Source organism: Streptomyces sp. NPDC059866 (genome assembly GCF_042731325.1).
Lineage (GTDB): Bacteria > Actinomycetota > Actinomycetes > Streptomycetales > Streptomycetaceae > Streptomyces > Streptomyces flavusporus.
Map to the genome: position 1 here is coordinate 1 of NZ_JBHWJT010000047.1, position 24,809 is coordinate 24,809.

Consider the following 24,809-nt stretch of genomic DNA (forward strand, 5'->3'; position numbering starts at 1 on the left):
AACCCGGAAGCTAAGCCTTACAGCGCCGATGGTACTGCAGGGGGGACCCTGTGGGAGAGTAGGACACCGCCGAACAATCATTGAGAAAACCCCCGTGCCGGACGGCACGGGGGTTTTCTGCGTTTAGGGTCGAGGTTATGCGCTACGACTTGGTCATCTTCGACAACGACGGGGTTCTCGTCGACAGCGAGCCCATCTCCAACCGGCTCCTGGCTGCCTATCTCACCGAGCTCGGGCATCCGACCTCGTACGAGGACTCCCTGCGCGACTACATGGGCGCCGCCATGCATCGCGTACACGATCTGGTGGAGGAGCGGACCGGGGAGCGGTTGCCAGCGGACTTCGATGATGTCTTCCATGCGCGGGTGTTTGCCGCCTTCGAGCGGGAGTTGACGGCGGTGGGTGGGGCCGTGGACGTGCTGGAGAAGCTTGCCGCGGACGGGGTGCCGTACTGTGTGGCGTCCTCCGGGAGTCATGAGCGGATTCGGGTGGGACATCGGAAGACCGGGCTGGACCGGTGGTTCGAGGACGGGCGGATCTTCAGTTCGCAGGATGTGGGGCGAGGGAAGCCGGCGCCGGATCTGTTCCTGTACGCGGCCGAGCGGATGGGGGTCGAGCCCGCGCGGTGTGTGGTGATCGAGGACAGTCCGCTGGGGGTGCAGGCGGCCGTCGCGGCCGGGATGGACGTCTACGGATTCACCGCCATGACGCCTGCCGCCAAGCTGGCTGGAGCCGGCGAACTCTTCTCCGACATGGGGCAGTTGATCGACTTGCTGGTGTGAGCAAAGCTGAGGGGAATTCACCTTTGGCTGGATCTACCCACGGGTACGCCGGGGCCCTACGCTCGCCGCCATGACTGATGTGCTGCGGCGCGGCAGGGCCTCGCTGGCGTTCGGCTTCTTCGCTCAGGGCGTCGCGTTTGCTCTGCTGGTGACCCGAATACCGGCCATCCAGGACCGGTACGGGGTGTCCGACGCGCTGCTGCCCGCCTTCCTGGCCGCCGTACCGATTCTGGCCGGTGCCGGGAGTGTGGCGACCGAGAAGCTGGTGAAGAAGGTTCCGCCCAGCCGAGTGCTGCGCTGGTCCCAGCCCGTCGTGCTCCTGGCGCTGCTCGGGGTCGGGGCGGGGGACCGGATGGCCGAGCTGGGGGTTGCACTCGGGGCGTTCGGGCTGGCCGTCGGGGCGTTGGACGCCTCGATGAACATGCTCGGGGTGAGTCTGCAGCGGACGTACGGACGTAGCATCATGCTCAGCTTCCATGCGGCGTACAGCCTGGGCGGGATCGTGGGGGCCTCGCTGGCGTGGGTGGGGGCGCACTGGGATCTGGCGCTGGTCGTTTCCTATCTGCCGGTCGTCGTGGTTCTGCTGCCGGCCGCGCTGGTGGGAAGTCGGTGGTACGTCGACGGGGAGGGCGTGTCCGAACGGGATGACGCGGAGGCGAAGGCCGGGGCGGGGTCCGTCGGCTTGAAGGTGCTGTTGCCGCTCTGTCTGGTGATGACCTTCGCGTATATCGGGGATTCGACCGTCTCCAACTGGAGCGCGAAGTATCTGCAGGACGTGCTGGGGAGCAGTGAGCAGCTGGCGACGGTTCCGTACAACGTCTACATGGTGACCACGTTGGTGGGGCGGGCCGTGGGGGACTTCGGGGTGCGGCGGTTCGGGGCCGTGGGGGTCGTACGGGGTGGGGCGGTCGTGGCGGCGGTGGGGTTCGCCGTGGTGGCCGGGGCGCCTGGGGCGTGGGTCGGGATGGTCGGGTTCACCTTGCTCGGGCTGGGGCTGTGTGTGCTGGTACCGCAGACGTTCGCGGCGGCGGGGCGGCTGTTTCCCGGCGCTTCGGATGCGGCTGTCGCGCGGCTCAATGTCTTCAACTACGTCGGGTTTCTGATCGGTTCGCCGTTGGTGGGGGCGTTGGGGGACGCGTGGAGCTATCGCGGGGCGATGCTCGTGCCGATGGTGTTGGTGCTGGTGACACTCGTGTACGCCCGTTCGTTCGCTGCTCAACCGGACCGATACGGTGGCGGGCATGAGCGGCCGCGCACAGCTGATGTGGGATGACGCAGTAACGGGTTACAACTTCGGGCCGGACCATCCGATGGATCCGGTCCGGCTGGCTCTGACCCGGAGACTGGTCGAGGCGTTCGGGCTCGATCGCGAGGTGGACGTCGTGGCGGCCAAGGCGGCCGGGGAGTCGACGTTGCGCCTTGTCCACCGGGCGGACTACATCGAGGCGGTGAAGGCGGCCTCCGTGGATCCCGGGGCGGCCGACCAGTCGTACGGGCTGGGGACGTTGGACGATCCTGCGTTCGCCGGGATGCACGAGGTCTCGGCGCTGATCGCGGGGCAGTCGGTGGGGGCCGCGGAGGCCGTCTGGCGCGGGGAGGCACTGCATGCGGTGAACTTCGCGGGCGGGCTGCATCATGCGATGCCGGCGGGGGCGTCTGGGTTCTGCATCTACAACGATGCGTCGCTGGCGATCGCGCGGTTGCTGGAGTTGGGGGCCGAGCGGGTTGCGTATGTGGATGTCGATGTGCATCACGGGGACGGGGTGCAGGCGGCGTTCTGGGAGGATCCGCGGGTTCTGACGATCTCGTTGCACGAGCATCCGCGGACGTTGTTTCCGCAGACCGGGTGGCCGGAGGAGACGGGGGCGGAGTCGGCGGAGGGGAGTGCGGCGAATGTCGCGCTGCCGGCGGGTACGGGGGATGCAGGGTGGCTGCGGGCGTTTCATGCGGTGGTGCCGGAGCTGATCGCTGATTTTCGGCCGCAGGTGCTGGTGACTCAGCATGGGGCCGATACGCATTTCGAGGACCCGTTGGCGCATTTGGCGGTGTCGCTGGATGCGCAGCGGGCGGTGCAGGTCGCATGTCATGAGTTGGCGCATGAGTACGCCGGGGGGCGTTGGGTGGCGCTGGGTGGGGGTGGGTACGCGGTGGTGGATGTGGTGCCGCGGTCCTGGACTCATCTGGTGGGGATTGCGGCGGGGCGTGCTGTGGAGCCGGAGGCGGTGATTCCGGAGGGGTGGCGGCAGGAGGTTTTTGCTCGTACGCGGCAGTTGGCGCCGATGCGGATGACCGATGGGCGGTGGCCTGTGGTGTGGGGGGAGTGGGAAGCGGGGTACGACCCTGCGGATCGGTTGGATCAGGCGGTGCTGGCTGCGCGGCGGGCGGTGTTTCCGTTGCGGGGGTTGTTGGCGTAGGGGTTCGTTGGCTGGGTGGTGTGGGGTTGGGCGGGGGTGGGTCGCGCAGCCCGGCACTGACGGGTGCCTCCCTCAGAGGACCCCCAGCGCCCACCCGTGCCGCCCCAGGCGGCACGACTGCCCGCGGACTGGCGAGGTGGGGGTGTCGCCCGCGCCCACCCTCCCCCACTCTCGGCTTCGCTCGAGCGGGGGGACCCCCATCGCCCTGGGGGCACCTCCCAGGCCCTTAAGGCACTGAGGGAGCGCACGACTGCCCGCGGCTTGACGAGGTCTTGTTACGCCAACTGTGCGGTGTTTTCGCTGTTTTCGCGGTGGTCGTCGGGGTCCATCCGTCACGATCCCCCCATGGTGACCGTCGGAGCTCTCCGTGCGCATCTTCTGGCTGCCCGGCTTGCCGGGGTTGTGGCGACCTCGCGGGAGGAGAGCCTTCGTAGTTATCGGTTGTTCGCTGCTCGGGATCCACGGGTGCTGATCGGGATCGACCCCGAATGGTCATGGGGGCAGCGGGACTTGATCGGGTTGATGGCGGACAAGTGTGGGGTCTCGGCCGATCCTCGACATGTATCCGGTCAGGACGTGATCGATCCGGAGCGGACGCTGGCCGCGCTCGAGGCGTTCGCGGAGCGGCTCGCCCTGGTTGCCCGGCGTGAGGCTCCGGTGCTGCTCGGCACCGGGCATCCGCACCGTCTGCTCGGCTTCTACGCCGCCTTGGCGGACGCGCTGTCGGCGGCCGGATGTGCCGTACTCACACCGGCGAAGGGTCGCTGTGTCGACATAACGACCCGGTTCGGACTACGCACGTACAACCTTGATTACGTACAGGGTGTCGCGTTGGTGCGGGAACCCGGCGCTTCGGTCCCCGGTTGTGCGACCGGCGCACACACCCATTCGCCGCTCCCGGTTCGGACCGCGCTGGCTGCGATCGCCGAGGCCGGCGGGCCGCTGCCGGAGCTGGTGATCGGGGACCACGGCTGGGTCTGCGGAGCAGGTCAGCTGGGGTTCGAGGCCATTGGGCTGGCCGATACGGACGACCCCGCGCTCTTCGTCGGAGAGGCTGAGGGGCGCGTGTCCGTCGTCGTTCCACTTGATGACGCTGTGCGGTCTGATTACTACCGACCGCTTACCCGCTACGTACTCAATCGAGCGTGTCTGTCACAGTAGGCCGCCGATGGGTGCACCTCTTCCCCACTCGCATCACCCGCCCCTACATTGGGGAGTGAGCACGCAACGACGAAGAGTCACCGGAAGGGGAAGCCGGTGGCCGTCGAGTGCGGAAGGTTCAGGTGTGTCATGGCTGCAGCTGGCGAGAGGCCTCTGAACGAGGTTCAGTTCCTTACCGTGGCGGAGGTCGCCTCGGTGATGCGAGTGTCGAAGATGACCGTGTACCGGTTGGTGCACAGCGGTCATCTGCCCGCGATCCGGGTGGGGAGGTCATTCCGAGTCCCGGAGCAAGCGGTACACGAGTACCTCCGTGAGAGCTACGTGGGGGTGGAAACCGCCTGACGGCGATCCGGGGGGATCGAGCACAGGGCACTTTCGATCTCCCCGGAGCCTCGATTACGACCTCAGCGCTCGGGCGGGTAGGCTAGCCCCTCGTAGGTCGTGTGGGCCCATGGCGCCCAAACACCGAGTGATGAGAAGTGAGCGAGGGTAGTCGTGGGCTCTGTTATCAAGAAGCGGCGCAAGCGGATGGCCAAGAAGAAGCACCGCAAGCTGCTCAAGCGCACGCGCGTTCAGCGTCGTAACAAGAAGTAGTACGGCGCACTGCAACGCTGCGAAAGCGTGTCTGTGGCCCTCCACCACACCCGGTGGGGGGCCACACGCATGTCCCCGGACGGACAGACCGCATACGTCCGCCCGATCACAGGTGACCGGCCCTGGTCGTACGACTGGGGGTTCTCGTCACTTGTTGCTTCGGGCAGTCATCACAGCGCAACATCAACCCGCTAAGTTGGCGAGCACACGGGGAACCCGGCAGGGACGAGGGCTGGAAGGAAGGCGCTGATCTTGGGCAAGGTCGTGCTCGTGACCGGAGTGGCCCGTCAGCTGGGGGGCCGGTTCGTACGACGGATCCAGCGTGACCCGGAAGTGGACCGGGTCGTCGCCGTGGACGCGGTACCGCCCGAGCACCATCTGGGTGGCGCCGACTTCGTCCGGGCGGACATCCGGCAGCCCACCATCGCGCGCGTGCTGGCCGAGACGGCCGCCGACACGGTCGTCCACATGGATGTCACGGCCACCGCGCTGGGCAGCGGCAGCCGGGCCACGGTCAAGGAGACCAACGTCATCGGGACGATGCAGTTGCTGGGCGCCTGCCAGAAGTCCCCCACCGTCAAACGGCTGGTGGTGAAGTCCAGCACCAATGTCTACGGTTCGGCGCCCCGCGACCCGGCCGTGTTCACCGAGACGACCCCGCCCAAGTCCCTGCCCAGCGGCGGCTTCGCCAAGGACACGGTGGAGGTCGAGGGGTACGTACGCGGCTTCGCGCGCCGCCGGCCCGACGTGGCGGTGTGCGTGCTGCGGTTCGCCAACATCCTCGGGCCGAGCGCCGACTCGCCGCTCGCCTCGTACTTCTCGCTGCCGGTGATGCCGACGGTGTTCGGCTACGACCCGCGGCTGCAGTTCGTGCACGAGGACGATGTGATCGAGGTGCTGCGGATCGCCTCGCACGAGCCTCGGCGGGGCACCCTGAACAGCGGCACCTTCAACATCGCCGGCGACGGCGTCCTGCTGCTCTCCCAGTGCTCCAGGCGGCTCGGCCGCCCCACGGTGCCCTTGCTGCTGCCCGCCGTCACCTGGGCGGGCACCCTGGTGCGTACGCTGGGAATGACGGACTTCTCACCTGAGCAGATCCGGTTGCTGACCCACGGCCGGGTGGTGGACACGACCCAGATGCGCGAGACGCTCGGTTTCCGACCGAAGCACACCACTGCAGAAACGTTCGCGGACTTCGCGCGCAGCCGCGGACCCGGACTCCTGCCGCCGGAGGCCCTTGCGGGGGCCGTCGACCGGATCGCCGCGCTGCCCCTCGCGGGCGGCGGCCACCCCCCGACGCAGAGCGCCAACTGAGGAGCGCAGCAACGATGGCGGACGCCAAGGTCATTCCGTTCGACGACGACCGGTCCCGCGGGAGCGCCGTGCAGCGGCCGTCGCGGCGCCGGAGTGCGGGGAGCCGGCGGGGCGGCGGGGTCGGTGAGGGCCATGAGGTCGGTGAGGTGCAGGCTCTGCCCAGTCGGGCACGTGCGCAGGATGATGGATCTGTGCCTCGTGAGAAACAGCGGGAACAATTGGACCACCTGCAACAACAGGAACGCCCGGACCAGCCCCACCAAGCCGCGCAGGAGCCCCAGCAGCAGCCGTCCGCCGAGGACGGTCTGGAGCGGCGCATCGCGGGCGGCCTGGCCTTCCTGCGCCGCCGCCTCACCGGCGACTACGAGGTCGACGACTTCGGCTACGACGCCGAACTCACCGACAACGTCCTGATGTCCCTGCTGCGCCCGGTGTACGAGAAGTACTTCCGGGTCGAGGTGAAGGGCATCGAGAACATCCCCTCCGAGGGCGGCGCCCTGATCGTCGCGAACCACTCCGGCACACTCCCGCTGGACGGCCTGATGATGCAGGTCGCCGTCCACGACCACCACCCGGCGGGCCGGCACCTGCGCCTCCTCGCCGCGGACCTGGTGTTCGTCCTGCCGGTCGTCAACGAACTCGCCCGCAAGCTCGGCCACACCCTCGCCTGCGCCGAGGACGCCGAACGTCTCCTCGGGCAGGGCGAGCTGGTCGGGGTGATGCCGGAGGGTTTCAAGGGCATCGGCAAGCCGTTCAGCGAGCGGTACAAGCTCCAGCGCTTCGGCCGTGGCGGTTTCGTCTCCACGGCCCTCCGGCGGGGCGCGCCGATCATCCCGTGCTCGATCGTCGGGGCCGAGGAGATCTACCCGATGCTGGGCAACGCGAAGACCGTGGCTCGCCTGCTGGGTTTCCCGTACTTCCCGCTGACGCCGACGTTTCCGTGGCTGGGGCCGCTGGGTGCGGTTCCGCTTCCGACGAAGTGGACGATTCAGTTCGGTGAGCCGATTCCGACGGGTGGTTATCCGCCGGAGGCAGCCGAGGATCCGATGCTGATGTTCAATCTGACCGATCAGGTCAGGGAGCAGATCCAGCACACGCTGTACAAGTTGCTGGTGCAGCGCCGGTCGGTCTTCTTCTGACCGAGGTGGGTGTACGACGACGGGGGCGCCCCTCCCAGGAGGGGCGCCCCCGTCGTCGTACGGCCTCCTACTCGGCGTCCTCGCCTTCGATGCCCAGGCCGGGCAGCAGGCCCGGGAGCAGCGGCGGGAGGGTGACGTCGGGCTCGGTGGTCGGTGGCTTGGTCGGCGACGGGGAGGCGCTGCCGGTGCCCTTCGGCGGATCGAGCAGGCCGCCGGTGTTGCCGCCGAGCAGGCCGTCGTCCTCGCTGTCGGAGTCGGTGGACCGGCTCGGGCCGCCGGTGCCGGTGCGCCCGGCGTCGGAGGAGCCGCTGCCGGTGCTGGGCGTGGTGGACCGTCCGGACTCGGTCGAACCCGGGGACTGCGCGGTCCCGGAGCCGCGCCGGCCACCGTCCTCGCCGCCGTCCTGAGCCGGGGACTGCGGAAGCAGGGACTGCAGCGGGGCGACCTCCTGCTCTATGGCGTCGAACACCGACGACACCTGTTCGCTGACGTCCCCGAGTTGGACGGGCAGCCGGTCGCGCAGGGCGCCCCAGGTGTCGCGGTTCGAGCGGGAGAAGGCGGAGAGGGCCTGGATGGGCCCCAGCGAGTCGGGGTCGCGCTGGTAGGCCGCGCTCAGCAGTTGGTGGCCCTCGGAGGCGTCGTGCCGCATGCCGGACAGGGCGCGGCGGACCTCGCCCAGGGACTCGTGGTCGAGGGGGCCGCTGCGGTCGCGCTCCATCAGGCGGCGGGCTTCGTTCAGGCGGGTGGAGGCCTGGTCGAGGTACGCCTGTCCGCGCTCGTCGTCGCCGTTGGTGAGGCCGAGTTTGAAGTTCTCGATGCCGCGCTTGAGGCCGTACAGCGAGTCGCCGGGCAGGGCGTCACCGCTGGCGGCGGCGACTCCGCCGAAGGCGCCTGCGGCGACACCGACGCTGAGTCCGCCCGCGGTGAGGCCTTTGGCCAGGCGCGTACGGGGCCGCAACTTCCCGAGTGGGGCTGCCCGGTGTGCGCCGCGGCCCCGGGAACGCTGCCCGGGCAGCGCGGGGTCGGTCGCCTCGCCGCCCTCCTGCAGCATGGCCTCGAACTGGGCCACGAGCTGCGCTCGCTGGACGGCCTTGACCTCGGGGTCCAGCTCCGGCCTGGGCAGCTCGCCGAGACCGGCCGCGAGGGCCAACAGGCGGCCTTGCTCGGTCCGTTCCGCAGCAGCCGGGGCCGGTTCGGCTTCCTCGGACTGCTCGGCCACAGTGCCCCGCTCGGACTGCTCCTCCAGGGCCTGGGCGAAGGCGTTCGCCCGCCGGTGCGCCGATACGTTCGCGATCACTGGCGGCACCTCCTCTCGTCATGACGATCGACTCCCCAGGGGGTCCTGAGGGTTGCACGCCCTGACCGCAACCACACGAACGAGGGATCGGAGTCGGCCAGGGAGTGACCACAGGGAGCCTGCATCCCGCACAACGAGTGGCGCGGCACTTCGGTTACGGACGGCGGATGAGTGGACCGTGAACTCAACGGAGCTTCCCCGTTGGTGAGTTGGGATTGCGGGGCGTGTGGATTCGGTGCGTGCGGGAGGCCGTTTGTCGTGGCCGTGTGCACGGCTGTCAGCGTGCGTCGTCCGGCAGGAGCCGGGCGAGGGTGCGTACGGCGCGGTACTGGAGGGTCTTGATGGCGCCCTCGTTCTTGCCCATCACGCGGGCGGTCTCGGCGACGGAGAGGCCCTGGAGGAAGCGGAGCGTCACGCACTCCTGCTGCTGGGGATTGAGCCGGCGCACGGCGTCGAGGAGTGCGGCGTTGGAGAGGGACTCCAGGACGGAGTCCTCGGGGGAGCGTTCGACCTCGTTGGCGTCGAGCATCTCGCCGGTGGTCACCTCGAGGCGGAAGCGGCTCGACTTGAAGTGGTCGGCGACGAGGTTGCGGGCGATGGTGACGAGCCAGGCGCCGAAGTCGCGGCCCTGCCAGGTGAAGGTGCCGATCCTGCGCAGGGCGCGCAGAAAGGTCTCGCTCGTGAGGTCCTCGGCGGTCGCCTTTCCCCCCACGCGGTAGTAGATGTAGCGGTAAACGGTGTCGCTGTACTGGTCGTAGAGGCGTCCGAAGGCGTCGGCCTCGCCGGCCTGGGCGCGCTCCACGAGGTCCATCATCCGGGCGCTGTCGCTGTCGGCGGCCGGGCGGCGTGCGGTGGCCGCGCCGGTCGGGCGGCCTCGTCTGCCGACCGCGGCGCTGCCGTCGGCCAGTGCGTAGCACGGGCCCAGCGGCGCGGCGGTGGCGAATGCGGGGACGGCGTACGCGGTGGGGACGAAGCCGCGCAACAGGTCTTGGACCCTTGCGCGCAGCGTAGCCAGGCCCGAGGCGTCAACCCCGACGTGTGGGTACACGGGACTCCCAGAGGCAGAGCTTCCATCACGTGCAGTGCGGGACCTTTCACCCGTCGTGGCGACGGAGGGGTACCGGTTTGCGTCTGAGGAGAATAACGCTTCGTGCAGGCGCTGCTACGCCCAGTTGCTCAAATCATCGATTACGTCGCTTCTGTAACCGAATGACGCTCGGTCAAGTGCCACAGAATGAATGGTTGTTGATCGGAAGGGTTCGGGTTTGGGGTGGGTAAGGGGCGTGTTGTGGTCGGGTGCGGGTGGGGGGACTGGTTGGGGGGTTGGGTGGGTACGGGGATTGGATTGGCCCGTGTTTCGGGTGTGCCCGGGTGTTGCGGCGGTGTCGGGGCGGGGGTTTTCGGGTGCGCGGCGTTGGGGCTGGGCGGGGGTGTCCAGGTGCCCGGTGTCGGGGCTGGGCGGGATGGGCTGCGCAGCCCGGCGCCGGCGGGGTGCCGCCCGCGCCCACCCTCCCCCACTCTCGGCTTCGCTCGAGCGGGGGGACCCCCATCGCCCCTGGCGGCACGACTGCCCGCGGACTGACGAGGTGGCGGGTGCGTCCGCGCCCCAAAGGGGCGCGGGGCTGTGCCGGTATGCGGCTCCGCCGCGCGGGCGCGACCAGCCACGACGCACCCGCAGGTGGTGTACCCGGCTTCCAGCGGAGCGCTATCGGCGGCGGCGGTGGAGGGCGATGGCTGCCGCTGTGCCGCCTGCTACGGCGCCCACGCCTGCTGCTGCCGGGATGCCGACCTTGGCTGCCTTGCGGCCCGTGCGGTAGTCGCGCAGGCGCCAGTCCTTTTCCCGGGCGTGTTTGCGGAGCTTGCTGTCGGGATTGATCGCGTAGGGGTGGCCGACCAGGGACAGCATGGGGATGTCGTTGTGGGAGTCGCTGTACGCGGCGCAGCGGGAGAGGTCCAGGCCCTCCGCGGCGGCGAGGGCGCGGACGGCCTCCGCCTTGGCCGGGCCGTGCAGGGGTTCGCCGACGAGCTTGCCGGTGTACACGCCGTCCACCGACTCCGCCACCGTGCCCAGCGCGCCCGTGAGGCCGAGGCGGCGGGCGATCACCTGAGCGATCTCCACGGGGGCCGCCGTGACCAGCCACACCCGCTGGCCGGCGTCCAGGTGCGCCTGGGCCAGTGCGCGCGTACCCGGCCAGATGCGCTCGGCCATGTACTCGTCGTAGATCTCCTCGCCGATGGACTGCAGCTCGGCGACCCGGTGGCCCTTCACGATGGAGAGGGCGGACTCGCGGACGTCCTGCATGTGGTCCGGGTCCTCGAACCCGGCCAGCCGGAACCATGCCTGCTGCCAGGCGAACTTGGCCAGGTCGCGGGTCTCGAAGAACTTCCGCTTGTACAGGCCCCGGCCGTAGTGGAACAGCGCGGCGCCCTGCATCACGGTGTTGTCCAGGTCGAAGAACGCGGCGGCCTTGTCGTCACCGCGTACCGGAAATTCCGGCTCCTCGGCGGGGGCGGTGACCTGCGTGGACTTACGCGCGGCCTCCGCCGACGCCTCGCCTGCCAACACGCTGCGCGCCGTGGCGGAGCGCCTACGGGGAGTGAGCCATCCGAGAGCGGCCATGGGCCTGAGCATAGCCATTCTGTTCGGCGGTTCCGGAGTCGGCAGGTTGGAACGCTGTGAACTCTCCGCGACTGTGCCGTTAAGCAAGCGGCCGCCGCGGGCGAGAATGGCCGACATGAGTCCCATCTTTCGGCGGAAGGCCGCCACGGCTCCCCAGGACCGGCTCGTCACCCTCGTCCGTAAACCTGGTTGTCATCTGTGTGACGACGCGCAGGTCGTGATCGAGAAAGTCTGCGGCGACCTCGGCGTGTCGTGGGAGCAGAAGGACATCACCGAGGACAAGGAACTCCATGACAAGTATTGGGAGCAGATTCCGGTCGTCCTGGTGGATGGCCGGCAGCACACGTTCTGGCGCGTGAACGAGGACCGGCTGCGCAAGGCACTGACCGAGTAGTCCAAAACGGCCGGAACGTCACCTAGGATCGACGGCGTCTTGGTCTCGGGGGCGGGAATCGTTGAGGAGAGTGTTCGGTTTTGGCCCCCGCATATCTGTGCGTGACCCCGGTCACGTTGGCCGGGCAAATCGGACACTATCTTTGTGCACGCGTTCACAAAGACATAGCCTGCTTTCGACGGGGCGGTCAGGGAACGTATGACCGCCTGCAGCCCCGCTCTACCCGCAGGAGCACCGTGGCAACTGGCCGAACTCACCGACCGGCGACCCGTAGCCGAGGAATTCCCGAGGCCACCGTCGCCCGGCTTCCGCTGTACCTCCGCGCCCTCACCGCGCTCTCCGAGCGCTCGGTACCCACGGTCTCCTCCGAGGAACTCGCGGCCGCGGCGGGGGTCAACTCCGCGAAGCTGCGCAAGGACTTCTCGTACCTGGGCTCCTACGGGACGCGTGGCGTGGGATACGACGTCGAGTATCTCGTGTACCAGATCTCCCGCGAACTCGGCCTGACCCAGGACTGGCCGGTAGTGATCGTCGGCATCGGTAACCTCGGCGCCGCGCTCGCCAACTACGGCGGCTTCGCCTCCCGTGGCTTCCGGGTCGCCGCGCTGATCGACGCCGATCCCGAGATGGCCGGAAAGCAGGTCGCCGGGATCACCGTCCAGCACAGCGACGACATGGAGCGGATCATCTCGGAGAACGGCGTCTCCATCGGGGTCATCACCACCCCGCCGGGCGTCGCCCAGCAGGTCTGCGAGCGACTGGTGGCCGCCGGGGTCACCTCCATCCTGAACTTTGCGCCGACCGTGCTGTCGGTGCCGGACGGCGTCGACGTGCGCAAGGTCGACCTCTCCATCGAGCTGCAGATCCTCGCCTTCCACGAGCAGCGCAAGGCGGGCGAAGAGGCCGCGCTGACCGACGGCCCCAGCCCGGTCGCCGCCACGCGCAAGCAGTCCGCCGACAAGGGGCCCGACGGGGACGTACCCGCCGTGATGCCGGCATGAGTCTTCTCGTCGTCGGGCTGAGTCACCGCAGCGCTCCGGTCAGCGTCCTGGAGCGGGCGGCACTGACCGCGGACGGCCAGATCAAGCTGGCCCAGGACACGGTCGCCGCCGAGCCCGCTGCCGAGGCCGCGGTCCTCGCCACCTGCAACCGCATCGAGCTGTATGCCGACGTGGACAAGTTCCACGCCGGTGTCGCCGAGCTGTCCACGCTGCTCGCCCAGCACAGCGGCGTCGGCCTGGACGAGCTCACGCCCTACCTGTACGTGCACTACGAGGACCGGGCCGTCCACCACCTGTTCACGGTGGCCTGCGGGCTGGACTCGATGGTCGTCGGCGAGGGGCAGATCCTCGGCCAGATAAAGGATTCGCTCGCCCGGGCGCAGGAGCTGCACACCGCCGGGCGGCTGCTCAACGACCTGTTCCAGCAGGCGCTGCGGGTCGGCAAGCGCGCCCACTCCGAGACCGGCATCGACCGCGCCGGCCAGTCCCTGGTCACGTTCGGCCTGGAGCAGCTGGCCTCCGGCGGTGCCGTCGAGAAGTGGGCCCACGGCAAGCGGGCCCTGGTGATCGGCGCCGGTTCGATGTCCTCGCTGGCCGCCGCGACGCTCGCGCGTGCCGGGGTCGCCGAGGTCGTCATCGCCAACCGCACCCATGAACGCGCCGAGCGTCTCGCGCAGATCCTCAACGAGGCCGACGACACGGACGTGCCGGCCCGGGCGGTACCGATGGAGTCGGTACGGGCCGAGCTGACACGTGCCGACATCGCCGTCTCCTGCACCGGCGCCACCGGGCTGGTCCTCGACGCCGAGGCGGTCGCCGCCGCGGTCGAGGGCCGTACGGGCCACGCGGTCGCCGTCGAGGAGGGCCACGAGGAGCGTCGTACGCCGACGAGGGCCGACGCACGGAAGACGCCGCTGCCGCCCGCCGGGGTCGGCGCCGACGAGGCCTGTCCGCTGGATCTGACGGCTCCGGGCTTCTCCGTGATGGGCGAGGCCGCCGTGGCCGGCATGGACGCGGCGACCCTGGAGCAGCACGCCGCCTGGGCCGCGGGCAGCGCCGTCGACCGGCGCGGTGGGGGCACCTCCCTGGGGGAGGCGCGGCGTACGCCCGGGGCCGACCCCGAGCTGATCAGCGCGCTCGCCGCGACCGCGGCCACCGCCGGCCGTGTCCCCGAGCTCCGCAAGCCCGAGCCGGTCGCCGAGGCCTCGCGGCCCGAGCCGGTGCTCTTCCTGCTCGACCTCGCCATGCCGCGTGACATCGACGCCGCCGCGCACCGGCTGGCCGGGGTGCGGCTGGTGGACATCGAGTCGCTGGCCGAGGCCTCGGCGGACGCTCCGATGGCGGCCGACGTCGACCAGGTCCGGCGTATCGTCTCCGACGAGGTCGCCGCCTTCGGGGCGGCGCTGCGGGCCGCGCACATCACGCCGACCGTGGTCGCCCTGCGGACGATGGCCGCCGACGTCGTCGCCGGTGAGATCGCCCGGCTCGACGGGCGGCTGCCCGGCCTGGACGACAAGCAGCGCAGCGAGATCCGGCAGGCGGTGCACCGCGTCGTGGACAAGCTGCTGCACGCGCCGACCGTACGGGTCAAGCAGCTCGCCGCCGAGCCCGGCGGTGCCGGGTACGCGGACGCGTTGCGCACCCTGTTCGACCTCGACCCCGAGACGGTGGCCTCCGTCTCCCGCGCCGAGGACAGCACCGAGAAGAACCGAGGGCCACAATGAGTGACAAGGCACTGAGGCTCGGAACCAGGCGCAGCAAGCTCGCCATGGCCCAGTCCGGGCTCGTGGCGGACGCCGTGAGCCAGGTGACCGGAAGGCCCGTCGAGCTCGTCGAGATCACCACGTACGGCGATGTCTCCCGTGAGCACCTCGCGCAGATCGGCGGCACGGGTGTGTTCGTGACCGCACTGCGCGACGCACTGCTCAGGGGCGAGGTCGACTTCGCGGTGCACTCCCTGAAGGACCTGCCGACCACGCAGCCCGCGGAGCTGGCGCTGGCCGCCGTACCCGAGCGCGAGGACCCGCGGGACGTGATCGTCGCCCGGGACGCGCTGAAGCTCACCGACCTGCCGCGCGGGGCGCGCATCGGTACGGGTTCGCCGCGCCGGATGGCGCAGCTGAACGCGTACGCGCGCAGCCACGGGCTGGACATCGAGACGGTGCCGATCCGTGGCAACGTCGACACACGCATCCGGTATGTGCGGGACGGCGAGCTCGATGCCGTCGTCCTGGCCGCCGCCGGACTGAACCGGATCGGCCGGATCGACGACGTGACCGACTTCCTGTCGGTCGACACGGTTCTGCCCGCCCCCGGCCAGGGGGCCCTGGCGATCGAATGCGCCGCGGACAACGCGGACCTGATCGCCGCGCTCGGTGAGCTCGACGACCCGTTCACGCGGGTCGCCGTGACCGCCGAACGGTCACTGCTCGCCGCCCTGGAGGCCGGTTGCAGCGCCCCTGTGGGTGCTTTGGCCGACTTGCTGGCCGACGGGCAGATTGTCAAGGAAATGCGCCTGCGGGGCGTCGTCGGCACGACCGACGGCACCCGGATGGTGCAGCTGTCCACCACCGGTCCCGTGCCCCAGACGCACGACCGGGCAGTGGCATTCGGCCGCGAACTCGCCGCCGAGATGCTTGCCCAGGGCGCGGCCGGTCTGATGGGGGAGCGAGCACATTGAGCCCCACCACCCTTCCCGCCGCCGGTCCGGAACACGGGCACGTCACCTTCCTCGGTGCCGGACCCGGGGATCCGGGACTGCTGACTCTGCGCGCCGTCGAGGCGCTGGCGAACGCGGACGTACTCGTCGCCGAGCACGAGGTGCTCGACGTCGTACGCACGCACGCCAGGCCGGGCGTCGCCGTCGTGAACACGGAGCCGGGTCCTTCTTCGGACCCCGTTCCGGGCACGGGCACGCCTCAGCTGACGGTTGTTGACGGCACGTCAACAACCGCTGGGGTCCCCGCAGTGCGGGATGCCGCACATCTTGTCATGGAGGCCGCGCGGGGCGGCAGGCGGGTCGTCCGTGCGGTGTCCGGGGATCCGGGACTTGATACGTACGCCGCCGAGGAAATGCTCGCCTGCGCCGCGGCCGGTGTTCCCTTCGAGGTCGTCCCCGGTGTTGCGGCGGCGGTCGGTGTGCCCGCGTACGCGGGTGTGCCGCTGCGGGACGCGCAGGGCGCGGACGTCCGCTTCGTGGATGCGCGGACGGCGTCGGACCGGTGCTGGACGGAGGTAGGGGCGTCGGACGGGACGGTGGTCGTGTCGACGACCCTGGACTCCGTCGCCGCTGCCGCCGGGGAACTGGTGTCGGCCGGCCGCAAACCCGATACACCGCTGACGGTGACCGTCGCCGGTACGACGACCCGGCAGCGGACCTGGACCGCCACCCTGGGCACCATCGCGCAGACGCTGAAGCAGGCGAAGGTGCTGCCGTCGCCGGAGGGCGGACGCCCGGTGATAGCCGTGGTCGGTGAGCGTTCCGCCGCCGCTCAGCGGGATCAGTTGTCGTGGTTCGAGTCCAAGCCGCTGTTCGGCTGGAAGGTGCTCGTGCCGCGGACCAAGGAGCAGGCGGCTTCGCTTTCCGACCAACTGCGGTCCTACGGGGCCGTGCCGCACGAGGTTCCGACGATCGCCGTCGAGCCGCCGCGGACTCCGCAGCAGATGGAGCGCGCGGTCAAGGGCCTGGTGACGGGCCGTTACGAGTGGATCGCTTTCACTTCGGTCAATGCCGTGAAAGCCGTGCGGGAGAAGTTCGAGGAGTACGGGCTGGACGCCCGGGCCTTCGCGGGGATCAAGGTCGCCGCGGTGGGGGAGCAGACGGCGAAGGCACTCATCGCCTTCGGCGTGAAGCCGGATCTGGTGCCCTCGGGGGAGCAGTCGGCCGCCGGGCTGCTGGAGGACTGGCCGCCGTACGACCCTGTGTTCGACCCGATCGACCGGGTGTTCCTTCCGCGGGCCGACATCGCCACGGAGACGCTGGTCGCCGGGCTGATCGAGCTCGGGTGGGAGGTCGACGACGTCACCGCCTACCGGACCGTGCGCGCGTCGCCGCCGCCGGCCGAGACGCGGGAGGCGATCAAGGGGGGTGGGTTCGATGCCGTGCTGTTCACGTCGTCGTCCACCGTGCGGAACCTGGTCGGGATTGCCGGGAAGCCGCACAACGTGACCGTGATCGCCTGTATCGGGCCGGCCACCGCGAAGACCGCCGAGGAGCATGGGCTGCGGGTGGATGTGATGGCTCCCGAGCCGTCCGTGCACAAGCTGGCGGAGGCACTGGCCGACTTCGGGATGAGGCGGCGCGCTGCCGCGTTGGAGGCGGGGGATCCGGTGACGCGGCCGAGTGAGCGGCGGCCGGGGGCTCGGCGGAGGAGGACCACGTAGTCGGCGTACCCGGCGTCGGGGCTGGGCTGGGGTGCGCAGCCCGGCGCCGACGGGGTGCCTCCCCAAGAGGGGGACCCCAACGCCCACCCGTGCCGCCCCTGGCTGCACGACTGCCCGCGGCCTGACGCTACGGGGCCCGACGCCTCGTCGGCAAAGGTGGGGTTCGGGCGGGCGTAGCGTAGGCGTATGACGAAGTACGGATCCTTTCCCGGTACGCGTCCCCGCCGGCTGCGTACCACTCCCGTCATGCGGCGCATGGTCGCCGAGACCCGGCTGCATCCGGCCGACTTCATCCTGCCCGCGTTCGTGCGGGAGGGCGTGAGCGAGCCGGTGCCGATCGCGGCGATGCCCGGCGTCGTGCAGCACACCCGGGACAGCCTGAAGAAGGCGGCCGCGGAGGCGGTGGAGGCCGGGGTCTCCGGGATCATGCTGTTCGGGGTGCCGGAGGAGTCGAAGAAGGACGCGATCGGGACGCCGGGGACCGACCCGGACGGGATCCTCCAGGTCGCGATCCGTGATGTGCGGGCCGAGGTCGGCGACGATCTGCTCGTCATGTCCGACCTGTGCCTGGACGAGACGATCGACCACGGCCACTGCGGAGTGCTCGACGAGCAGGGGCGGGTCGACAACGACGCCACCCTGGAGCGGTACGCCGAGATGGCCCAGGTACAGGCCGACGCGGGCGCGCATGTCGTCGGGCCGAGCGGGATGATGGACGGGCAGGTCGGCGTCATCCGTGACGCGCTCGACCAGATCGGGCGCGAGGACGTGGCCATCCTCGCCTACACCGCCAAGTACTCGTCCGCCTTCTACGGGCCCTTCCGCGAGGCCGTCGCCTCCTCCCTCAAGGGCGACCGCAAGACGTACCAGCAGGACCCCGCCAACGTACGGGAGTCGATGCGGGAGCTGGCCCTCGACCTGGAGGAGGGGGCCGACATGGTGATGGTGAAGCCCGCCGGACCCTACCTCGACGTCCTGGCGCGGGTCGCGGACTCCGTGGACGTGCCCGTGGCCGCGTACCAGATCTCCGGCGAGTACTCGATGATCGAGGCCGCCGCGGAGAAGGGCTGGGTCGACCGGGACCGGGCGATCCTGGAGACGCTGACCGGGATCAAGCGGGCCGGGGCGCAGAACATCCTCACCTACTGGGCCACCGAAGTGGCCCGGAAGCTGAGGTAGTTCCGGAGGAAGGGCGCGTACGCCACGTCGTGCCGCGCGCCCTTCCACGCCGGTACGCCCGACCGCTCGACCCTGGAATCGGGCACAGCCTCATGACGATTCGGCCACCTGTTCTTCACTTTGTTTTTGCCCGGCTGTAGGGTCTGCACTCGCGTGCGGCCGTGGACGGTCCGCAAGGTCCGCCCACAGCAGCATGAGGAGTGTCGTGAAGCGCATACTGATCCGGTCCGGGAAGAGTCCCTTCCGCGTCGCCACCCCGACGGAGTTCATTCAGCAGGACCTGATCGGGACGAACACGGGCAACCTGCTCTTCAGTGATTCCGCACACAAGATGCTGTCGACGCCGGACACCGAGGTCACCTCCAACGGCATCCGGACGAACTCGTCCCCGCAGCGTGCCGCCGAGATCAACGAGCAGTACGACGTCTTCGTCGTCCCGCTCGCCAACGCCTTCCGCCCCACCTTCCAGGCCTCACTCGACCGGCTGTCCACGCTGATCGAGCAGCTCACCATCCCGGTGGTGGTCTTCGGCGTCGGCGCGCAGGCGGGCGACGACTACGAGACCGAAGAGCTCAAGCCGATGGCGGACTCCGTCAAGCGCTTCATCTCCGCGGTCCTCGACCGGTCGGCTTCCATCGGCGTCCGCGGGGAACTGACCGCCCGTTACCTCACCGGCCTCGGCGCCCCCGCCGACCGGATCGACATCATCGGCTGCCCGTCGATGTTCCTGTACGGCGACACGTTCCCCGAGATCCGTCCCGCCGAGCTCACCACGGCATCCCGGATCGCCCTCAACCTCTCGCCGAACGCGATACCCGTCGGCGACATCTCCGGCATCGCCCGGCACGCCTGGGAGAACTACCCGGACCTCACCTACTACGCGCAGAACCTCGTCGACGCCGAACTCCTGCTCTGGGGCGACCTCACTCCCGAGACCGGCGTCGAGGACCCGTTCCCGCTCCAGCTCAGTCACGAGCTGCTGCGCGAGAACAAGGTGCGCATGCCGCTGGACCCGGCGACCTGGATCGACGAGCTGCGCGGCTACGACTTCGCCTACGGCACCCGCATCCACGGCAACATCGCCGCCCTGCTGGCCGGCACGCCCAGCGTCGTCCTCACCCATGACTCGCGCACCCTCGAACTGTGCCGGTACTTCGACATCCCGCACCGCCAACTGGCCGGTCTGCCCGCGGAGACCGACCCCCGCGAGCTGTACGAGAGCGCCGACTACTCCGCCATGCTCAAGGGCCACCGCGAGCGCTTCGACCGGATCGTCGCCTTCCTCGACCACAACGGCCTGCAGAACACCTACACCCACGGCGACGGCGGCGCCGCCTTCGACGCCCGCCTTGCCGCGCTCGACCTGCCCCCGTCGATGCCGGTGTGGGACGGCTCCGACGACGGCCACATGCGCTACCGCATCGCCCGGCTGCGCGAGCGGCTCGCGACGGCCAACGCCCGTATCGACACGCGGGTCAAGGAGACCAAGGAACTGCGCGGCCGGGTGGCTGCCGCCGAGAAGCGGCAGGCCGAGACCGCGCGCCTGCTCGACGCCGCCCGCGCGGAGCTGGCCGCCACGCGCAAGCAGCTCGGCGCCCTGGAGCGCCGGGTCGGCGGCATCGAGAAACGCGTGATGGTCCGGTTGGGACCTGCTGTGCGTCGCCGGATGCGCAAGCTGTCCGGTTCGGGCGGCGGCGCCAAGGACTGACCGGCAACAGCCGTCGGCGTCCCCCTGGTTCGGCGGTTCAGTCCCACCAGAAGGACCAGATCTCCTGGTCGATCAGGTGCTCGGCGTACGCACGCAGTGACGGGTTGCTGCTCTGCAGGATGTTGTCCGGGCAGAACGCGAAGTGCTCGACGGCCACCGCCTCCGCCTCCGCCAGGGTGGCGGGCGGTGCCGCGACCGAGAGGATCAGCTGGTCGAAGGTGAGCGCGACCACGCGTATGCCGAAGCGGTCCTCCCAGGAGCGGAGCACCGCGCAGAGCCGGGCCACGTCGTTCTCGTAGTTCAGCGGGCCCGACCAGCCGATCGCCGCCGGGATGTCCGCGCTGCGGCGTGCCGGTACGAGGGCCAGGCGCGGCTCCTTCAGCCAGGAGCCGTCGGTCACCAGGAAGTCGGCTATCTCGGCGGCGAGTTCATCCGGATCGGGGTCGCCCGTGCTGCGGGTCGGCGCGGACGCCAGGCCCGGCCATTCGGCCTGCTCCGCCTCGTCCGCCGCGTACTCCTCCCAGTACTCGGCGAGTACGTCCTCCGGGTCGTGATCCCCCGCGTACGACATCTCGCCGGGCATCAGCTCCCAGCTGTCCGGCCCCTCTTGGCTGCCGCCCACATCGACGAGCAGCGGGAGGAGCCCACCGGTCCGCCGGGCCGGGTCCAGCGCCGCCCAGGCACCGGCCGCCACCGGTACGTCGGCATGCCACAGCAGCGGCTCGTGCCACTGCCCCTCGTACGTCGCGTCGATCAGTCTCCCGGGCGGGAGTTCGAGCCCGAGGGCGCGGCCGGTGGGGTCGGAGGCCAGCTTCGGCAGCGGGTTGGGAAGAGTCGCCATGTCAGTGACTGTAGGCGCAGCCACTGACAATCGGACTCCGCGATCAGAGGCGCTCGGGGGTGCGGATGCCCAGCAGGGCCATGCCCTGGTGGAGGGTGCGGGCCGTGACGTCGCACAGGAACAGGCGGTTCTCCACCTGGGCCGGCGTCTCCGCCTTCAGGACCGGGCACTTGTCGTAGAAGGTCGTGTACAGGGACGCCAGCTGGTACAGGTACGCCGTCATCTTGTGCGGGGCGTACTCCGTAGCCGCCTCCGCGACCGTCTCCGCGAACGCGTCCACGTGCAGGCCGAGGGCGCGCTCCGCCTCGTGCAGGTCCAGCTCGGGGTGCGCGGCCGGGCGTACCTCGCCGGCCTTGCGGAGGATCGACTGGATACGGGCGTACGCGTACTGGAGGTAGACGGACGTGTCGCCGTTCAGCGAGACCATCTGGTCCAGGTCGAACTTGTAGTCCCGGTTCGCCGACGTCGACAGGTCCGCGTACTTCACCGCGCCGATGCCCACCTGGGCGCCGCGCTCGGCGATCTCCCCCTCGGACAGGTCCTGGGCCTTCTCCCGTACGACGGCCGAGGCGCGGTCGATCGCCTCGTCGAGGAGGTCGACCAGCCGTACCGTCTCGCCCTCACGCGTCTTGAACGGCTTGCCGTCCTTGCCGAGGACCGTGCCGAAGGCCAGCTGGTACGCCTTCACGTCGTCGTTCAGCCAGCCCGCCCTGCGGGCCGTCTCGAAGACCATCTTGAAGTGGAGGGACTGGCGGGCGTCCACGACGTAGATCAGGCTGTTCGCCTTCAGGTTGAAGACGCGGTCCCTGATCGCGGACAGGTCGGTCGCCGCGTAGCCGTAGCCGCCGTCCGACTTCTGGACGATCAGCGGGACCGGCTTGCCGTCCGGGCCCTTGATGTCGTCGAAGAAGACACACAGGGCACCTTCGGAGCGGACGGCGACGCCGGAGTCCTCCAGGAGGCGGCAGGTCTCCGCGAGCATGTCGTTGTAGCCCGACTCGCCGACGATGTCCGCGTCGCGGATCTCCATGTCCAGCTTCTCGAAGACGGAGAAGAAGTAGATCTTCGACTCGTCGACGAACTTCTGCCACATGGCGAGCGTGTGCGGGTCGCCGGCCTGGAGGTCGACGACACGGCGGCGGGCCCTGGTCTTGAACTCCTCGTCGGAGTCGAAGAACTTCCGCGCGGCCTTGTAGAGGCGGTCGAGGTTCGACATCGCCTCCTCACCGGTGACCTGGGCGTCCTTGTGGTCCAGCTCGTGCGGGTGCTCGTCCAGGTACTGGATGAGCATGCCGAACTGCGTGCCCCAGTCGCCGATGTGGTGGCGGCGGACCACGTTCTCGCCGGTGAACTCAAGGAGCTGGACGACCGAGTCGCCGATCACCGCGGAGCGGAGGTGGCCGACGTGCATCTCCTTCGCCACGTTCGGCTGGGCGTAGTCGATGACCGTCGTGCCGGGGTGCTCCGCGCGCGGCACACCCAGGCGGCCCTCGGCGTCAGCGGCGCGGGCGGCGAGGTTCTCGGTGATCGCCTTGTCGGTGACCGTGATGTTGAGGAAGCCGGGGCCGGAGACCTCGACGTCCTTGATCACATCGCCGGTGGTGACCTGGGCGACGACCTGCGTCGCCAGCTCGCGCGGGTTCGCCTTCGCCTTCTTCGCGAGGGCGAGGATGCCGTTGGCCTGGTAGTCCGCCCGGTCGCTTCGTCGCAGCAGCGGGTCGACTCCGTCGGCCTCCGGGAGGGCGGAAGCGAGGGCGGTGGCGAGGCGCTGGTTGACGGAAGCGGTGAGGGACGTGACCGGGGCCATGGAGTGGGTGCCGTTCTCCTCGGGGTACGGGTGGATGCGGCCAGTATCCCATGGGGGGCAAAGGGGTTTTTCCGGTGCGGGCGCGTTGGGGCTGGGCGGGGTGGGTGCGCAGCCCGGCGTTGGCGGGGTGCCGCCTGCGCCCACCCGTGCCGCCCCAGCGGCACGACTGCCCGCAGCTACGGCGGATGGCCGTGAAAAGGCGTTTTCGTGGATGCCAGGCTTGCTGGGAGAATGGAGCGGGCAGCCGTGTGACCGGGCCGGCTGCGGATGAGGAAAGAAGGACGTGCCGATCGTGGGTCAGAGCACCGAGACCACCGACTGGGTCTCCCGTTTCGCGGATGAGGTCATCGAGGAGTCGGAGCGTCGGGCCCCGGGCAAACCCGTTGTCGTCGCGTCCGGCCTGTCGCCCTCCGGGCCCATTCACCTGGGGAACCTGCGCGAGGTCATGACGCCGCACCTCGTCGCCGACGAGATCCGACGCCGGGGACGCCAGGTCCGGCATCTCATCTCCTGGGACGACTACGACCGGTACCGCAAGGTGCCGGCCGGTGTCGCCGGGATCGACGAGTCCTGGGCCGAGCACATCGGCAAGCCGCTGACCTCCGTGCCCGCGCCGAAGGGCTCCGCCCACCCGAACTGGGCCGAGCACTTCAAGGCCGCGATGATCGAGTCGCTGGCCGAGCTGGGCGTGGAGTTCGACGGGATCAGCCAGACCGCGCAGTACACCTCCGGGGCGTACCGGGAGCAGATCCTGCACGCCATGAAGCACCGGGGTGACATCGACGCGGTGCTGGCCCAGTACCGGACCAAGCCCAAGGCCGGCGCCAAGAAGTCGCAGAAGTCCGTCGACGAGGCCGAGCTGGAGGCCGAGGAGGGGTCCGGCGCCGCGTCCGAGGACGACGGCAGCTCCGGGACCGCCGGGTACTTCCCGTACAAGCCGTACTGCGGCAACTGCGAGAAGGACTTCACCACCGTCACCTCCTACGACGACACCACCACCGAGCTGACCTACGCCTGCACGGTCTGCGGCTTCTCCGAGACCGTCCGGCTGAACGAGTTCAACCGCGGCAAGCTGGTCTGGAAGGTCGACTGGCCGATGCGGTGGGCGTACGAAGGGGTCATCTTCGAGCCGAGCGGTGTCGACCACTCGTCTCCGGGGTCGTCCTTCCAGGTCGGCGGGCAGATCGTCGGGATCTTCGGCGGCAAGCAGCCGATCGGGCCCATGTACGCGTTCGTCGGCATCAGCGGCATGGCGAAGATGTCGTCGTCGCGCGGTGGCGTGCCCACCCCGGCCGACGCTCTGAAGATCATGGAGCCGCAGCTCCTGCGCTGGCTGTACGCCCGCCGCAGGCCCAACCAGTCCTTCAAGATCGCCTTCGACCAGGAGATCCAGCGGCTCTACGACGAGTGGGACAAGCTCGACGCCAAGGTCACCGACGGCTCCGCCCTGCCCGCCGACGTCGCCGCACACTCGCGTGCCGTGCGGACGGCCGCCAGTGAGCTGCCGAGGACGCCCCGGCCGATGCCGTACCGGACGCTCGCGTCCGTCGCCGACATCACCGCCGGGCACGAGGACCAGGCACTGCGGATTCTCTCCGAGCTCGACCCGGAGAAGCCGCTGGCCTCGCTCGACGAGGTGCGGCCGCGGTACGACAAGGCCGAGGCGTGGATCAACACCCATGTGCCGGCCGATCAGCGGACCATCGTGCGGGACGAGCCCGACGTCGAGCTGCTGAAGTCGCTCGACGAGGCGTCCCAGCAGTCGATCCGGCTGCTGCTCGACGGACTGGAGGAGCACTGGTCGCTGGACGGGCTGACGCACCTCGTGTACGGCGTGCCCAAGGTGCAGGCCGGATTCCCGGCGGACGCCACGCCGAAGGAGCTGCCGCCGGAGATCAAGACCGCTCAGCGGTCGTTCTTCGCGCTGCTGTACCACCTGCTGGTGGGGCGGGACACCGGGCCGCGGCTGCCTACGCTGCTGCTGGCGGTGGGGCAGGAGCGGGTGCGGGCCCTGCTCGGGGAGTAGAGCCGCTGCTACGACGATGAGGGGCGGCCCGCGCGTGGCCGGGCGCCCCCCCGCGGGGGGAGGGGGGGGGGTTAGCGCTGTGGTGGTGTTTCCGGTGCGCGGGGGGGGGCGGGGGGTAGCGGTGGGCCCAGCGCGTTGGGTCGGGGGGC

Annotated in this window: 21 protein-coding genes; 16 read left to right on the plus strand and 5 right to left on the minus strand. The window is 69.9% G+C overall.

The features are described 5' to 3' along the window. Positions 1 to 137: 137 nt before the first annotated feature. From ACFV7R_RS41010 to ACFV7R_RS41045, 8 genes are all read left to right on the plus strand, one after another. Positions 138 to 782: an HAD family hydrolase gene (locus tag ACFV7R_RS41010; protein ID WP_385273990.1), complete on the plus strand. Its 645-nt coding sequence runs from the start codon at positions 138 to 140 to the stop codon at positions 780 to 782. 70 nt (positions 783 to 852) lie between these two features. Further along, positions 853 to 2,055 (plus strand): MFS transporter, encoded by a 1,203-nt coding sequence (locus ACFV7R_RS41015; RefSeq protein WP_385273993.1) that lies wholly within the window; start codon positions 853 to 855, stop codon positions 2,053 to 2,055. Further along, positions 2,024 to 3,196, plus strand: coding sequence for an acetoin utilization protein AcuC (locus ACFV7R_RS41020; protein ID WP_385273996.1), 1,173 nt, complete (start codon positions 2,024 to 2,026; stop codon positions 3,194 to 3,196). Before ACFV7R_RS41015 ends, ACFV7R_RS41020 begins: the two co-directional genes overlap by 32 nt. 345 nt (positions 3,197 to 3,541) lie before the next feature. Continuing rightward, positions 3,542 to 4,357: a phosphatase gene (locus ACFV7R_RS41025; RefSeq protein ID WP_385274000.1), complete on the plus strand. Its 816-nt coding sequence runs from the start codon at positions 3,542 to 3,544 to the stop codon at positions 4,355 to 4,357. A gap of 129 nt (positions 4,358 to 4,486) precedes the next feature. After that, the gene (locus tag ACFV7R_RS41030) at positions 4,487 to 4,699 is read left to right on the plus strand and encodes a helix-turn-helix domain-containing protein (RefSeq protein WP_004984898.1); all 213 of its coding nucleotides are present in this window, start codon (positions 4,487 to 4,489) and stop codon (positions 4,697 to 4,699) included. A 153-nt stretch (positions 4,700 to 4,852) separates the two neighbouring features. After that, positions 4,853 to 4,951 carry a 30S ribosomal protein bS22 gene (locus ACFV7R_RS41035; RefSeq protein WP_003948845.1) on the plus strand — a complete coding sequence of 33 codons (99 nt, stop codon included), beginning with the start codon at positions 4,853 to 4,855 and terminating at the stop codon, positions 4,949 to 4,951. Positions 4,952 to 5,203: 252 nt separating this feature from the next. After that, positions 5,204 to 6,265, plus strand: a complete 1,062-nt coding sequence (locus ACFV7R_RS41040) for an NAD-dependent epimerase/dehydratase family protein (RefSeq protein ID WP_385274002.1) — start codon at positions 5,204 to 5,206, stop codon at positions 6,263 to 6,265. 14 nt (positions 6,266 to 6,279) lie between these two features. Next, positions 6,280 to 7,404, plus strand: coding sequence for a lysophospholipid acyltransferase family protein (locus ACFV7R_RS41045; protein WP_385274005.1), 1,125 nt, complete (start codon positions 6,280 to 6,282; stop codon positions 7,402 to 7,404). A gap of 67 nt (positions 7,405 to 7,471) precedes the next feature. On the opposite strand, the gene ACFV7R_RS41050 is transcribed toward ACFV7R_RS41045, so the two are convergent. The 3 genes from ACFV7R_RS41050 to ACFV7R_RS41060 form a co-directional block, all read right to left on the minus strand. Further along, on the minus strand, positions 7,472 to 8,701 hold the full coding sequence (locus tag ACFV7R_RS41050) for a DUF5667 domain-containing protein (protein WP_385274008.1): 1,230 nt from the start codon (positions 8,699 to 8,701) through the stop codon (positions 7,472 to 7,474). Between the two features lie 277 nt (positions 8,702 to 8,978). Further along, complete coding sequence (locus ACFV7R_RS41055) at positions 8,979 to 9,749, minus strand: ECF subfamily RNA polymerase sigma factor, BldN family (RefSeq protein WP_385274011.1); 771 nt, start codon at positions 9,747 to 9,749, stop codon at positions 8,979 to 8,981. Positions 9,750 to 10,406: 657 nt separating this feature from the next. Continuing rightward, complete coding sequence (locus ACFV7R_RS41060; RefSeq protein WP_385274014.1) at positions 10,407 to 11,321, minus strand: HAD family hydrolase; 915 nt, start codon at positions 11,319 to 11,321, stop codon at positions 10,407 to 10,409. A gap of 115 nt (positions 11,322 to 11,436) precedes the next feature. Here ACFV7R_RS41060 and ACFV7R_RS41065 point away from each other — a divergent pair, with 115 nt between their 5' ends. The 7 genes from ACFV7R_RS41065 to ACFV7R_RS41095 all read left to right on the plus strand — a co-directional run bounded on the left by ACFV7R_RS41065 (position 11,437) and on the right by ACFV7R_RS41095 (position 19,986). Further along, positions 11,437 to 11,715, plus strand: a complete 279-nt coding sequence (locus ACFV7R_RS41065; protein WP_224735940.1) for a glutaredoxin family protein — start codon at positions 11,437 to 11,439, stop codon at positions 11,713 to 11,715. Positions 11,716 to 11,951: 236 nt separating this feature from the next. Further along, entirely contained in the window at positions 11,952 to 12,716 is a 765-nt protein-coding gene (locus tag ACFV7R_RS41070; RefSeq protein WP_385274017.1) for a redox-sensing transcriptional repressor Rex, read from the plus strand. After that, positions 12,713 to 14,440 carry a glutamyl-tRNA reductase gene (locus ACFV7R_RS41075; protein ID WP_385274020.1) on the plus strand — a complete coding sequence of 576 codons (1,728 nt, stop codon included), beginning with the start codon at positions 12,713 to 12,715 and terminating at the stop codon, positions 14,438 to 14,440. The genes ACFV7R_RS41070 and ACFV7R_RS41075 overlap by 4 nt, the downstream gene beginning before the upstream one ends. Then, entirely contained in the window at positions 14,437 to 15,396 is a 960-nt protein-coding gene (gene hemC, locus ACFV7R_RS41080) for a hydroxymethylbilane synthase (protein WP_385274023.1), read from the plus strand. Before ACFV7R_RS41075 ends, hemC begins: the two co-directional genes overlap by 4 nt. After that, complete coding sequence (locus ACFV7R_RS41085; RefSeq protein WP_385274026.1) at positions 15,393 to 17,099, plus strand: uroporphyrinogen-III synthase; 1,707 nt, start codon at positions 15,393 to 15,395, stop codon at positions 17,097 to 17,099. Before hemC ends, ACFV7R_RS41085 begins: the two co-directional genes overlap by 4 nt. A gap of 186 nt (positions 17,100 to 17,285) precedes the next feature. Next, a complete protein-coding gene (gene hemB, locus ACFV7R_RS41090; protein WP_385274029.1) occupies positions 17,286 to 18,278 on the plus strand; it encodes a porphobilinogen synthase in 993 nt (330 codons plus the stop codon). Positions 18,279 to 18,483: 205 nt separating this feature from the next. Then, a complete protein-coding gene (locus ACFV7R_RS41095; RefSeq protein WP_385274032.1) occupies positions 18,484 to 19,986 on the plus strand; it encodes a polysaccharide pyruvyl transferase family protein in 1,503 nt (500 codons plus the stop codon). Positions 19,987 to 20,023: 37 nt separating this feature from the next. On the opposite strand, the gene ACFV7R_RS41100 is transcribed toward ACFV7R_RS41095, so the two are convergent. Both ACFV7R_RS41100 and argS read right to left on the minus strand, forming a co-directional pair. Further along, entirely contained in the window at positions 20,024 to 20,827 is an 804-nt protein-coding gene (locus tag ACFV7R_RS41100; RefSeq protein ID WP_385274034.1) for a DUF4253 domain-containing protein, read from the minus strand. A gap of 43 nt (positions 20,828 to 20,870) precedes the next feature. Beyond that, positions 20,871 to 22,634, minus strand: a complete 1,764-nt coding sequence (gene argS / locus ACFV7R_RS41105) for an arginine--tRNA ligase (protein WP_385274036.1) — start codon at positions 22,632 to 22,634, stop codon at positions 20,871 to 20,873. A 283-nt stretch (positions 22,635 to 22,917) separates the two neighbouring features. Between argS and lysS the strand changes: the two genes are divergently transcribed. After that, complete coding sequence (gene lysS, locus ACFV7R_RS41110; RefSeq protein WP_385274039.1) at positions 22,918 to 24,660, plus strand: lysine--tRNA ligase; 1,743 nt, start codon at positions 22,918 to 22,920, stop codon at positions 24,658 to 24,660. Positions 24,661 to 24,809: the final 149 nt, after the last annotated feature.

Excerpts from the sequence above, each read along its gene's own strand:
- ACFV7R_RS41015 (WP_385273993.1), top strand. The coding sequence starts at position 853 with ATGACTGATGTGCTGCGGCGCGGCAGGGCCTCGCTGGCGTTCGGCTTC.
- ACFV7R_RS41100 (WP_385274034.1), bottom strand. The coding sequence starts at position 20,827 with ATGGCGACTCTTCCCAACCCGCTGCCGAAGCTGGCCTCCGACCCCACC.
- ACFV7R_RS41025 (WP_385274000.1), top strand. The coding sequence starts at position 3,542 with ATGGTGACCGTCGGAGCTCTCCGTGCGCATCTTCTGGCTGCCCGGCTT.
- hemB (WP_385274029.1), top strand. The coding sequence starts at position 17,286 with ATGACGAAGTACGGATCCTTTCCCGGTACGCGTCCCCGCCGGCTGCGT.
- ACFV7R_RS41075 (WP_385274020.1), top strand. The coding sequence starts at position 12,713 with ATGAGTCTTCTCGTCGTCGGGCTGAGTCACCGCAGCGCTCCGGTCAGC.
- ACFV7R_RS41060 (WP_385274014.1), bottom strand. The coding sequence starts at position 11,321 with ATGGCCGCTCTCGGATGGCTCACTCCCCGTAGGCGCTCCGCCACGGCG.
- hemC (WP_385274023.1), top strand. The coding sequence starts at position 14,437 with ATGAGTGACAAGGCACTGAGGCTCGGAACCAGGCGCAGCAAGCTCGCC.
- ACFV7R_RS41065 (WP_224735940.1), top strand. The coding sequence starts at position 11,437 with ATGAGTCCCATCTTTCGGCGGAAGGCCGCCACGGCTCCCCAGGACCGG.
- ACFV7R_RS41010 (WP_385273990.1), top strand. The coding sequence starts at position 138 with ATGCGCTACGACTTGGTCATCTTCGACAACGACGGGGTTCTCGTCGAC.
- ACFV7R_RS41020 (WP_385273996.1), top strand. The coding sequence starts at position 2,024 with ATGAGCGGCCGCGCACAGCTGATGTGGGATGACGCAGTAACGGGTTAC.
- ACFV7R_RS41030 (WP_004984898.1), top strand. The coding sequence starts at position 4,487 with ATGGCTGCAGCTGGCGAGAGGCCTCTGAACGAGGTTCAGTTCCTTACC.
- ACFV7R_RS41045 (WP_385274005.1), top strand. The coding sequence starts at position 6,280 with ATGGCGGACGCCAAGGTCATTCCGTTCGACGACGACCGGTCCCGCGGG.
- argS (WP_385274036.1), bottom strand. The coding sequence starts at position 22,634 with ATGGCCCCGGTCACGTCCCTCACCGCTTCCGTCAACCAGCGCCTCGCC.